The sequence below is a fragment of the Streptomyces sp. NPDC028722 genome (assembly GCF_040637655.1).
GTDB lineage: Bacteria > Actinomycetota > Actinomycetes > Streptomycetales > Streptomycetaceae > Streptomyces.
In genome coordinates, this window is sequence record NZ_JBEZWU010000007.1 from 295,690 (window position 1) to 307,963 (window position 12,274).

General features: G+C 74.9%; 6 protein-coding genes. 5 read left to right on the forward strand and 1 reads right to left on the reverse strand.

Going from position 1 to position 12,274, the window contains the following annotated elements:
• Positions 1–43: 43 nt before the first annotated feature.
• Positions 44–1,789, reverse strand: coding sequence for a serine/threonine-protein kinase (locus AB0F03_RS14685; protein WP_361990713.1), 1,746 nt, complete (start codon positions 1,787–1,789; stop codon positions 44–46).
• Between the two features lie 371 nt (positions 1,790–2,160).
• On the opposite strand from AB0F03_RS14685, the gene AB0F03_RS14690 reads away from it, so the two are divergent.
• The 5 genes from AB0F03_RS14690 (at position 2,161) to AB0F03_RS14710 (ending at position 12,177) form a co-directional block, all read left to right on the forward strand.
• Entirely contained in the window at positions 2,161–5,952 is a 3,792-nt protein-coding gene (locus AB0F03_RS14690) for an FHA domain-containing protein (RefSeq protein ID WP_361990716.1), read from the forward strand.
• A gap of 182 nt (positions 5,953–6,134) precedes the next feature.
• Positions 6,135–7,514: an ABC transporter substrate-binding protein gene (locus AB0F03_RS14695; protein ID WP_361990719.1), complete on the forward strand. Its 1,380-nt coding sequence runs from the start codon at positions 6,135–6,137 to the stop codon at positions 7,512–7,514.
• A gap of 70 nt (positions 7,515–7,584) precedes the next feature.
• A complete protein-coding gene (locus AB0F03_RS14700) occupies positions 7,585–8,865 on the forward strand; it encodes a sugar ABC transporter permease (RefSeq protein WP_361990722.1) in 1,281 nt (426 codons plus the stop codon).
• Entirely contained in the window at positions 8,862–9,773 is a 912-nt protein-coding gene (locus tag AB0F03_RS14705; RefSeq protein ID WP_361990725.1) for a carbohydrate ABC transporter permease, read from the forward strand. Before AB0F03_RS14700 ends, AB0F03_RS14705 begins: the two co-directional genes overlap by 4 nt.
• Before the next feature lie 187 nt (positions 9,774–9,960).
• Positions 9,961–12,177, forward strand: coding sequence for a CDP-glycerol glycerophosphotransferase family protein (locus AB0F03_RS14710; RefSeq protein WP_361990727.1), 2,217 nt, complete (start codon positions 9,961–9,963; stop codon positions 12,175–12,177).
• The last annotated feature ends 97 nt before the right edge of the window (positions 12,178–12,274 follow it).

Below are 12,274 nucleotides of genomic sequence, written 5' to 3' on the forward strand. Positions count from 1 at the left end.
CGGAAATCACCCGGCAGATGTCGACAAATCTCCAGGCCGGTGATCAGTTTCCGCCGCCGGACGAGCCGCTCAGGTCCTTCACCCAGCCGCTCGCCGTGCTGATCCAGTCGCTCAGCTGATGCCAGTACCCCTTGCCCTGGCCGATCCAGGTGTGCAGGGGGGTCAGCTCCCACACCAGCCAGCTCGCCACCACCAGGATGACGATCGTGAACAGGCAGCCCTTCAGGCAGCCGAGCCCGGGGATCTTCATCGGGTTGGCGCCGCGCTGCCGCGGCGCCCGGGGCTCCCGCGCGGGCCGCTGCGGCTCCGGCCGGGCCGGCGGCGCGTACTGCTGGGGCTGCGGCGTGGCGTACCGCTGGGGCTGCTGCTGCGGGTAGCCGTACCCGGCGCCCTGCCCGCCCTGCCCGGCCGGGCCGCCCTGCCCGCGCTGCCGGCCGCGCGGCTGCGGCTGCTGCGGGCGGGCCTGCGGTGCCGGGCGCGGCTGCTGCTGGGGCCGGGCCACCTGCCGCTGGGGGCGGCGGCGCAGCGGGTCCTCGTCCGGGCCGAGGTACTGGATCTGCGTCTGGTCGTTGCGGTCGCGGGCGGCCCGCAGCTGCGTCTGCCAGGGATGCGGCTGCTCGGGCTGCCCCTGCTGACCTTCCTGACCGTACGGGTCCTGCCCGCCGTACTGGCCCGGCGGGACGGGCGGCAGGACGGCCGTCGGGTCCGCGGCGCCGGTGCTCGGCAGCACGGCCGTGGGGTCGGCGGCGCCCGCCGGGCCGCCGGTGTGCGGCAGCACGCTGGTCGCGCCGTTCGGGTCGTACGCCCCCTGCGGCCCGTTCGCCGACAGGACCTGGGTGGCGTCGGCGGCGCCGGGCACACCCGGGACGGCGGCCGGCGCCGGGTCCGGGGCCAGCAGCGCGCCGACACCCTCGGCGGCGGCGATCTGCGCGGCGTTCGCGTGCACGCCGACGCCCTCGGAGACGACCCGCAGCCCGCGCGCGAGGTTCTCCGCGCTGGGCCGCTCGTCGGGGTTCTTGCGCAGGCAGCGCTCGATGACCGTCCACAGCGGGTCGGGCACGGTGGACGGGCGGCGCGGCTCGGCGCTCAGATGCTGGTGCAGCACCTCCAGCGCGGTGCCGCCGCCGAACGGCGGACGGCCGGTGACCAGCTCGTACAGCAGGATGCCGGCACCGTAGACGTCGACGGCCGAGGTCTGCGGACGGCCCTCGGCGGACTCCGGCGCCACGTACGCGGGCGTGCCGACGAACTCGTGGGTACGGGTCAGGCCCGGGGAGTCGGCGAGGCGGGCGATGCCGAAGTCCGTCAGCATCGGGTGCATCTGCCCGTCGTACTGCTTGAGCAGGACGTTCGCGGGCTTCAGGTCACGGTGGACGACCCCGTCGGCGTGGCTCGCGGCGAGCGCGTCGGCGATCTGCGCCGTCAGCAGCGCTGCGGCGACCGGCGTGAGGGGGCCGTTCTCGCGCAGATAGCGGTGCAGGTCGGGGCCGTCGACGAGGTCCATGACGAGGGCCAGCAGGTCGCCCTCGACGACCAGGTCGCGGACCCGGACGATGTTCGGGTGGGTGAGCCGGAGCAGGACGGAGCGCTCACGCAGGAAGCGCATCACGATGTCCGGGTCGCTCGCCAGCTCCTCCTTGAGGACCTTGATCGCGACGGTCTCGCCGGGCTGACCGGGCACGGCCGCCTCGGCGCCCGCGGTCTCGCGCTGGCGGGCACGCCAGACGGTGCCTGTGGCGCCGCGTCCGAGCGGCTCCTCAAGCAGGTACTTGCTGCCGACTGGCCGCACGTCACGCGCTCCCTGCTGATTGCTGTGGCTCGCTGTCGCTCGCCTGCGTTCCGGTGTCCCGGACCACTGTAGTGCGGCCCCTCAAGGCACTACGTACGCGTTCCCGGGCATGTTCGAAGGAAAGACGCTGGGTCCGGTCCGGTGGTTGCCAGAGGTGGACGTGACCGATCTCAACTGATCGCGGGCGGGACACCGGTCAGGCACTTTTGGGGGCAGAGCCGACCAATCAAGATCACTTCACACCGGGTCCGGGGCGCGTTGTCAGTGGCAGGTGCGAAGATGCGTCCAGCAGTTACTGGCCGACGTGCTCGTGTGGGGTGGGGGGAAGTCCGCGCCCGCGCAGACCCGCGCAGAAGGGACCGCTGACGCCGATGCAGATCCGGCTGACCGTCGTAGATCCGCTGGGCCCTTCCCCGCAGCGGGGCCGCGCCGCGAGCCGTGACGTGCTGGTCACGGCGCCCGTGGGCACGGAGCTGGCCGCGGTCGCCTCGGCGCTGGCCGGGGCGGTCACCGGGGAGAACGGCCCCGGCGCCGGCCGCGACGGCGGCAGCGCCGCTGTCGTCCTCTACGCGGGCACCGAGCGGCTGGACCCGCGCCGCGCCACCCTCGGCGAGCCCCCGCTGGTCGACGGAGCCGTGCTGTCCCTGGGCGCGCCGGTCGCCCCGGAGCCGCATCCCGAGCCGGCCGACGCTCCCACCCAGCTGCACGTGGTCGCCGGACCGGACGCGGGCGGGGTCCATCTGCTGCACGGCGGCCGGATCACCGTCGGCCGTTCCGCCGAGGCGGACGTCCCGCTCGACGACCCGGACGTCTCCCGCCTGCACTGCGCGGTCACCGTCGGCGCGGACGGCCGCGTCTCGGTCGCCGACCTCGGCTCCACGAACGGTACGTCGCTCGACGGGGTCCGGGTGGGGGAACAGCCGGTGCGGGTCCCTGCCGGGGGGTTGCTGCGGATCGGGGAGTCCGCGTTGCGGCTCGCTCCGTCGGGGGGAGCGGGGGGGCCGGCTCCTGCGGCCCGGGTTCCCGCGGTGCCTGACGGGGAGGGGTGCGTGCGGGTTGCCGTGGGCGGGGAGGCCGCGGGGGGTGTCGGCGGGGGTGTCGCGCCGTCGGCGGATGTGGGTGGCCCTGGTGAGGGTTTCTCGCCGTCGGCGGGTACGGGGTCGGGTCCGGGTGCTGACGCGGGTGGCTCCGGTGGGATGCCGTCCCCGTCGGCGGGCGCGGGTTCGGCTGTGCGGGCCGGGGGGTCCGGTGCGGGTGGCTCGCCCTCGTTCGGCGCGGGCGGCGGCGCCGGGGGGACCGGTGCCGGGGTCTCGCCTCCGGGTGGTGGCGGAATCGGCGGTGTCGGTGCGGGCACGCTCCCGTCGGCCGGCGGGAGCGGTACGGACGCGTCACCGGCGTCCGGCCGGACCGGAGCGGGCGCGTCGGCGTTCCCGGGTGCTGGTGGGTCCGGTGGAGGCGTGTCGTCCGCGGCGGGCCCGGTCGGTGGGGGCGGTGTCGGGGCGTCGGGGGATCTGCGCGGTGCGGGGGGCTCCTCGGCCGGTGGGGCGTATCACGGCTACGGGGGCGGGGAGCCGGCCGGGACCGGGTCTCGCGGGGGTCGTCCGGGCGGGGACGGTGGGGACACCCACGCCGGGCGGTTCGGTGTCGTCGGGCCCGGCGGTCCGAACGGGGCCCCGTACGGCGATACGGCCGCGCCGGCCGGCCGGCGGCGCGGCCTCGGTGCCTGGGCGCGACGCCTGGCCGGTGGGCGCGCGGAGCAGCCGGACGACCGGGAGACGTACGCCGGTACGGCCGCGGTCCCGGGCGAGGCCGGGCCGGCCGGTGCCCCGCAGCGACCGGAGGCGTGGCCGGACCCCGCCGCCCTGCTGCTGACCGCGCTCGGCCCGGGCCCCCGGCTGTGGGAGCGCGGGCCGGGTCACCCCGAGGCGCTGACCGTGCGGCTCGGCACGGCCGACCGGAGGGCGCCCGACGGTTCGGGCCTGCTGCCCGCGGTGCCGGTGACCGCCGCGCTGCGTGAGGCGGGGGCGCTCGGGCTGGCCGGTCCCCGGCCCCGGCTGTCCGGCCTGGCCCGCGCGGTGCTGGCGCAGCTCGCCGCCCTGCACTCCCCCGATCTGCTGGAGATCGTGCTGATCAGCGCCGACCGGTCCCGTCCGGTGGTGGACCGGACGGCCGAGTGGGCCTGGCTGGGCTGGCTCCCGCATGTCCGGCCGGGCCACGGGCAGGACTGCCGCCTGCTGCTGGCCTACGACCGTGAGCAGGCGGCGGCCCGCACGGAGGAGCTGCTGCGCCGGGTGGAGGACCACGCGGCGTCGGGCCGGACCGCCGCCCACCCCGGCCCCGCGCGCCCCACGGCCGCCGCGGCGTCCGGCGCCCCGGGAGGGACCACGCCGTACGGCACGCCCGATGACCCGCACGGCATGTCCATACCGCCCACCGGGACCACGCCGGCCGCTTCCCCCCGTACTCCCGCCCCCGCGTCTCAGGGCACCGGCGCCCGTCGCCCGTCCTGGGCCCAGGACGGGGCCGGGCCGGTCGGCGTCGGCGGGTTCCCGGGGCCGTACACCGTCGTCGTCGTGGACGGTGACCCCGGCGGTTCGGCGCTGCGGGACTCCCTCGCCCGGCTGGCCGTGGCCGGTCCGCGGGCCGGGATACACGTGGTGTGCCTCGCCGAGACCGAGCCCGCCTCGCCCGCCTCCCCGGTGACCAGCACGTACGAGGACGCCTGCGCGGTGACGCCGACGTTCCGGCACTGCGGTGCCGTGGCCCTGCTCGGCGGGGACGTCGCCGCCGCGCTGCATCTGCTGCGGGTCGCGCCGAGCGGCCCCGTCGGCCCGGGCACGCTCGCCGGGGTCGACGCCGTCTCCGCCGCCTGGGCGGAGCGGTTCGCGCGGGCGCTGGCGCCGCTGCGGCCGGACGGTCCGGCCGGTGAGGGGCACGCGCGCGTGGCCGTACCGCTGCCGCAGTCCGCCCGGCTGCTGGACGAGCTGGGGCTGGCCCGGGCCACCCCGGCGTCCCTGATGGCGCGCTGGGCCGACGCGGCCGACGACACCGGTTCGCCGGGCGGGCGGGCGCGGGCGGTGCTGGGTGCCGGGCCGCACGGGCCGGTCGGTGCGGACCTGGTGGCCGACGGGCCGCATCTGCTGATCGAGGGACCGGACGGCAGCGGCCGTACCGAGCTGCTGCGGGCCGTGGTGGCCTCGCTGGCCGCCGCCGAGCGGCCGGACCGGCTGGCGGTGGTCCTGCTCGACGGCCGGGACGGGATCGGCACCGGCGCGGGGCGCGGCGAGGGCCTGCGGGTCTGCACCGACATACCGCACGTCACCACGCACCTCATCGCCAACGACCCCGTGCGCATGCGGGAGTTCGCACAGGCGCTGGCCGCCGAGCTGAAGCGGCGGGCGGAGCTGCTGGGCCGTACGGACTTCGCGCAGTGGCACACGGGCCGGGAGGTGTCGGGCCGGCTGGTCACCCAGCGGGCGCCGGTCCGCGCGGACGCCGCACCGCGCGCGTCGGCCCACCAGGACGCCGCCGCGCACCGGGCGTCCGCCGCCGCGCAGCGCGGTCCGGCCGCCGGAGACATCGAGAGCACGTCCAGCGCCACGCTGCGGCTGCGGCCCGGTGCGGCGGCGCGGCGGCGGACCGGGGTGGTGGCGCTGCCCCGGCTGGTGGTGGTCGTGGACGACCTGGACGCGCTGGTGACTCCCCCGCTCGGCTCGCCGGGCCGGCCCGCCGCCGGGTCGGTGATGCGGGCACTGGAGGCGGTGGTCCGGGAGGGTGAGCGGCTCGGTGTGCACCTGGTGGCGGCGGCCGGGACCGGTGGCCGTACCGCGGAGTCGGAACCGGCACGCCGGGCGGCCCTGCGGGTCACGCTGGACGCGCCGCAGGCGGGGCCGGAGCAGCCGGCGCCGGGGCGGGGCACGGTGGAGTACGCGGACGGGCGGGCCGTCGGCTTCCAGGGCGGCCGGGTGACGGGCCGTATCCCGCGGACGGCGACGCAGCGGCCGACGGTGGTCCCGCTGGACTGGCAGCGCATGGGCGATCCGCCGGCCCGCCGTCCGGTGCGGGAGCTGGGCAACGGCCCGACGGACCTGGCCCTGCTGGCGAGCGCGGTGGAGCGGGCGGCCCGCGAGGTGGGGGCGGCGGAGGTGCCCTCGCTGCTGTAGCCGGAAGCGTGGCGCATACGTCCCTGGTCACGAGCGGGTCACGATGAGCGGGTCGACCGGGCAGGCGGTCTTGCCCGCCCGGAGCGGCCCGGCGTACACCGGAGCGCACGGGACAGTCTTATGACGTTCAAGAGCCGTTCCTGGACACCGACGTTCAACGGAGAACGACGAACGGGGCATTGATGCGCAGCAAGAGCAGCACCGTCCGGATCCACCGGCCCGCCACCGCGCTCGCCGCACTGCTCGCGGGAGCCCTGGCGCTCACCGCCTGTTCCAGCGGTGACAACGACAAGAAGGGCAGCGGGGAGAAGACCGGCTCGGCCACCGGTTCCACCGTCACCCTGCCGAAGCTGGACGGCGCGAATCTGGAGATCGCCGCCGTCTGGACCGGCCAGGAGCAGAAGAACTTCAAGCGGGTCCTGGCCGAGTTCGAGAAGCGGACGGGCGCGAAGGTGACCTTCGTGCCCGCGCAGGACCCGATCATCAACTTCCTCGGTTCCAAGATCGCGGGCGGTCAGCCGCCGGACGTGGCGATGCTGCCGCAGCCCGGTGCGATCAGGCAGGCCGTGCAGAAGGGCTGGGCCAAGCCGCTGGGAGCGGAGGCCGCGCAGGAGCTGCGGAAGAACTACTCGCAGGGCTGGCAGGACATCGGCTCGGTCGACGGCAAGCCGTACGGCGTCTACTACAAGGCCGCCAACAAGTCGCTGATCTGGTACAACGCCACCGCCTTCGGCAACGCGGGCGCCAAGGAGCCCAAGACCTGGCAGGACCTGCTGACCGCCTCCCGGGCGGTGTACGACTCGGGGGTCACGCCCTTCTCGGTGGCGGGCGCGGACGGCTGGCCGCTGACCGACTGGTTCGAGAACGTCTATCTGTCCCAGGCGGGTCCGGAGAAGTACGACCAGCTCGCCCAGCACAAGATCAAGTGGACGGATCCGTCCGTGAAGCGGGCGCTGACCACCCTCGCCCAGATCTGGGGCAAGAAGGACTACCTGGCGGGCGGCCAGAGCGGCGCGCTCCAGACGGAGTTCCCCCAGTCGGTCACCCAGACGTTCACCGGCGGCGACCAGCCGAAGTCGGCGATGGTCTACGAGGGTGACTTCGTGCAGGTCAACATCGGTGAGACCAAGGCGAAGGTGGGCACGGACGCCAAGGTGTTCCCGTTCCCGGCCGTCGGCTCCACGGCGCCCGTGGTCTCCGGCGGCGACGCGGCGGTGATCCTGAAGGACTCCAAGGCGGCGCAGGCCCTGGCCACCTTCCTCGCCTCGCCGGACGCGGCCACGATCCAGGCGAAGCTCGGCGGTTACCTCTCCCCGAACAAGAACGTGCCGGTGTCGGCGTACCCGAACCCGGTGCAGCAGAAGATCGCCAAGGCGCTGATCGCGTCCGGTGACGACTTCCGCTTCGACATGTCCGACCAGGCCCCGCAGGCCTTCGGCGGCACCCCCGGCAAGGGCGAGTGGAAGGACCTCCAGGACTTCCTGAAGAACCCGGCCGACGTCGCGGGCGCCCAGGCGCGGCTGGAGAAGGACGCGGCGGCGGCGTACGGAAGCGGGAGCTGATCCGGCGATGGCGTCGGCAGCGGCGGCCGGGGCCCCACCGGGCCCCGCCGCACCCCGCGGTCGCGGAAGCGTGACCGGCACCCGCAGGGCCGTGGCAGTGCTGTTCCTGCTGCCCGCCCTGGTGCTGCTGGGCGCGCTCGTGGTCTACCCGATCGGGTACTCGGTCGTCCGGAGCTTCTTCGACTCCTCCGGTGACCGCTTCACGGGTGTGGACAACTACCGGACGCTGTTCACCGACGACGGCATCCGTACGGCGCTGAAGAACAACGTGATCTGGGTGGTGTTCGCGCCGACGGTCTCCACCGCGCTGGGACTGATCTTCGCGGTGCTGACCGAGCGGATCCGCTGGGGCACAGCGTTCAAACTGGTCGTCTTCATGCCGATGGCGATCTCGATGCTGGCCGCCGGGATCATCTTCCGGCTGGTGTACGACCAGGACCCGGACAAGGGTGTGGCGAACGCCGTGTGGGTGGGGGTGCACGACACGTTCGCGCAGTCGTCGGCGTTCCCCAAGGCCCATCCGGGGCGCGAGTCGCCGCTCGCCGCCGAGGGCGGCGGGTTCGTCACGAAGGACGCCGTCCACGCCGGGCGGCCGGTCGCCCTGCCGCTCGTCGGTGTCGCCCCGGACCAGATGCCGGACGGGGCGAAGAAGGCCGCCGCCGCGCCGGCGGAACCGGGCAGGATCACCGGCACCACCTGGCAGGACTTCACCCGCGGCAAGGGTGTGGGACGGCTGGGCGCGCCGGACCCGGGCGAGCTGGGGTACGCGGGGATGCGCGTCGAGGCCGTGAAGGGCGGCAAGGTGGTCGCCACCGCGCGGGCGTCCGGCGACGGCACGTTCACCCTGCCGGCGTCGGCCGACGGGGCCCGGCTGCGGCTGCCCGCGGACAACTTCCGCGAGCCGTACGGCGGGGTCGGATGGCTCGGCCCGGCGCTGGTGACCCCGGCGATCATCGGATCGTACGTGTGGATGTGGGCGGGCTTCGCGATGGTGCTGATCGCCGCCGGGCTCGCGGGCGTGCCCCGGGAGCTGCTGGAGGCGGCGCGGGTCGACGGCGCCAGCGAGTGGCAGGTGTTCCGCAGGGTCACCGTGCCGCTGCTGGCCCCGGTCCTGGCGGTGGTCACCGTCACGCTGATGATCAACGTGCTGAAGGTGTTCGACCTGGTGTTCATCATCGCGCCGGGCTCCTCGCAGGACGACGCGAACGTGCTGGCGCTGGAGCTGTACCGCAAGGGCTTCGCGGAGGGACGGCCGGGCGTGGCGAGCGCGATCGCGGTGTTCCTGCTGCTGCTGGTGATCCCGGTGATGCTGTTCAACATGCGCAGGCTGAGGCGGGAGGTACGGCGATGACGGCGACCGCCGACAGCATCGGCAAGACGGCCTCCGCGGGGGCGCCGGTGACGGGCCGCCGGTCGCTCGGCGGCAGGATCGCCCAGAAACTGAGCGGCGGGCTCGTCCAGGCGTTCCTGATCGTGGTCGGCCTGTTCTGGCTGGTGCCGACCATCGGCCTGCTCATCTCCTCGCTGCGCACTCCGGAGGACATGAGTGCGAGCGGCTGGTGGACGGTGCTCAGCAAGCCGTCCCGGCTGACCGTGGACAGCTACCGGAAGCTGCTGGAGAACGGTGACATCACCCACTCGCTGGTGAACACCGTGCTGATCACCGTCCCGGCGACCCTGCTGGTCGTCATGATCGGCGCGCTGGCCGGGTACGCGTTCGCCTGGATGGAGTTCCCGGGCCGCGACTGGTGGTTCCTGGGCGTGGTGAGCCTGCTGGTGGTGCCCGTGCAGGTGGCGCTGATCCCGATCGCCGAACTGTTCGGGAAGATCGGGCTGTTCGGGACGATCTTCGGGGTGATCCTGTTCCACACCGGGTTCGGTCTGCCGTTCGCGGTGTTCCTGCTGCGGAACTTCTTCGCGGAGATCCCGCGGGAGCTGCTGGAGGCGGCCCGGCTGGACGGCGCGGGTGAACTGCGCCTGTTCGCGCGGGTGGTGCTGCCGCTGGGCGGCCCGGCCATCGCCTCGCTGGGCATCTTCCAGTTCCTGTGGGTGTGGAACGACATGCTGGTGGCGCTGGTGTTCACCAAGTCGGGGACCCAGCCCATCACGGTCGCCCTCCAGACGCAGGTACGGCAGTTCGGCAACAACATCGACGTGCTGGCGCCCGGCGCCTTCCTGTCGATGGTGATTCCGCTGGCCGTGTTCTTCGCGTTCCAGCGGCAGTTCGTGTCCGGGGTGATGGCCGGGGCGGTCAAGTAGCCGCAGGGCCGGGCATCGTGGCGGGGGCGGGCCGGCAACGGCCCGCCCCTTCACGGGTTTTCGGGGGCGGGTCCATCGGTCGGCACCGCGGGCCGGTGTAGCCCGAATGCCGTACGGGGCGTAACCAAGTCACTCCGTCGGCCGTTGCCGGGCAGAACGCCCGTGCCGTCCGACCCATGGATGTCCCTTGCCCAGGTTCAGTGTCATCGTCCCCGCGTACAAGGTCCAGGCGTACCTCTCCGAGTGCCTGGACTCGGTGCTCTCGCAGTCCTTCCCCGATCTGGAACTGATCGCCGTGGACGACTGCTCACCCGACGCCTGCGGCGCGATCATCGACGAGTACGCCGCCCGGGACGCGCGCGTGAAAGCCGTGCACCTGGCCGCCAACCAGGGCCTGGGCGGGGCCCGCAACGCGGGTATGGCGGAGGCGGCCGGCGACTACCTGGTGTTCCTGGACAGCGACGACACCCTCACCCCGGACGCACTGCGGGCGGTCGCCGACCGGCTCAAGGAGACCGGTGACCCGGACGTCCTGGTCTTCGACTACGCGCGCACGTACTGGGACGGCCGCACGGTGCGGAACCAGCTCGCCGGCCGGCTCACCGAGCAGGGCCCGGCGCCGTTCCGGCTGGCGGACCGGCCGGGGCTGCTCGGGGTGCTGATGGTGGCGTGGAACAAGGCCTACCGGCGGGAGTTCGTCGCGCGGCACGCCTTCCGGTTCCCGCCGGGCTACTACGAGGACACTCCCTGGACGTTCCCGGTGCTGATGACCGCGGGGTCGCTCGCCACCCTGGATCGGGTGTGCGTGCACTACCGCCAGCGCCGGCAGGGCAGCATCCTCGGCACCACGAGCCACAAGCACTTCGACCTGTTCGAGCAGTACGACCGGGTGTTCGCGTACGTCGACGGGCATCCCGAACTGGCCCGTTGGAAACCGGAGCTGTACCGCCGGATGCTCGACCACCACGCCGTGGTGTTCAGCAGGCGCGGCCGGCTGCCGCGCGGCAGCCACGGCGCGTACCTGCGCCGGGCCCGCGCCCAGTGCCGCCGCCACCGGGTGCCCGGGGTGCGGCTGGAGCCGCGGCACGCCCTGGTCCGCTTCGGGCTGCACCGCACGTTCCGGGCGCTGCGGCTGGCCGCCGCCCTGCGCCGGCGCGCGAGGCGGGCCGGGGGGAGGTGGGCCCGCGGGCTGCGCACCGCCGCGCTCCGGCTGCACTACCGCGTCCAGCTGTGCCTGCCGCTGCGTGCCGACCGGGCGGTGTTCACCGCGCACGAGGGGTACGGCGGTGACCCGGCCGCGCTGGAGGCGGCGTTCCGCGTGCACGCCCCGCAGGTGCGGACCGCGTGGCTCGTCCGCCCCGGGCAGGAGCGGGCGGCCCCACCGGGTCCGCGCCCGCTGAGGCCCGGCACGGCCGCCTGCTGGACGGCGCTGGCCCGCTCCCGGTACCTGGTCGGTGACGCCGGCTTCGGCGCGCGGATGCGGAAGCGGCCCGGACAGGTCTTCGTGCGGACCGGGCAGGGCACCCCGCTGGCCCACACGGGCCTCGACCTGCTGGAGCGTCCGGCGGCGGCCCGCGGCACGGACTTCGCGGAGCTGCTGCGGGACGTCGACCGGTGGGACCACGTCCTGTCCGGCAACCGGCACACCACGCTGACCTGGGAGCGGACGCACCCGGGCCGCTACACCACGCTGGAGTACGGCCTGCCCCGCAACGACGTCCTGCAGCGGGCGACGGCCGCGGACGTGGCCGGGCTGCGGGCGTCACTGGGCGTCCCGCAGGACGCGGTCGCGATCCTGTACGCGCCCGCCCACCGCGCACACCTGCGCACCCAGCGCCCGCCGCTCGACCTGGAGCGGCTGCTGCGCCGGCTGGGCCTGCGCTTCGTGGTCCTGGCCCGCACCCACCTGCCCGTCCGGGGCAACGGGATCATCGACGTCTCCGGCCACCCGGACCCGGCCGGCCTGTGCCTGGCCTCGGACGCGCTGCTCACCGACCACGCACCGGTCATGTTCGACTACGCCAACCTGGACCGGCCGATCGTGCTGCACACCCCGGACCGGGAGGCGTACGAGGCGGTCCACGGCACCTACCTCGACCTGGGGGCCTGCCCGCCCGGTCCGGTGGCGCGCAGCGACGACGAGCTGACCGACGTCTTCGCCACCGGGCTGTGGTGCGGCACGCGCGCGGCGGGACTGCGGGCGGTGTTCCGGGAGCGGTTCTGCCCGTGGGACGACGGGCGTGCCGCCGAACGGGTCGTACGGCGGGTGGTGCTGGGCGAGACGGACCTGCCGCCGGTGGTGCCGCCCGGGGAGCGCACTCCGGTGCCGGCGGGCGGCGCGCACGTCCCGGCGGTCACCGCGACGCAACCTTCCGGCCTCCTCCCCGTCACCGAGGGCCGCTGAACACCGTTGGTCCTTCCGGGAGTTCCCATGCCCCTCGGCTCGACGCGGCCCACTCCGAGCCGGCCGTCCACCTGGCGTCCGGCGGGCCGGCCCGGCC

Coding starts and splice junctions, on each gene's coding strand:
- AB0F03_RS14690 (WP_361990716.1), top strand. CDS start 2,161: ATGCAGATCCGGCTGACCGTCGTAGATCCGCTGGGCCCTTCCCCGCAG.
- AB0F03_RS14695 (WP_361990719.1), top strand. CDS start 6,135: ATGCGCAGCAAGAGCAGCACCGTCCGGATCCACCGGCCCGCCACCGCG.
- AB0F03_RS14705 (WP_361990725.1), top strand. CDS start 8,862: ATGACGGCGACCGCCGACAGCATCGGCAAGACGGCCTCCGCGGGGGCG.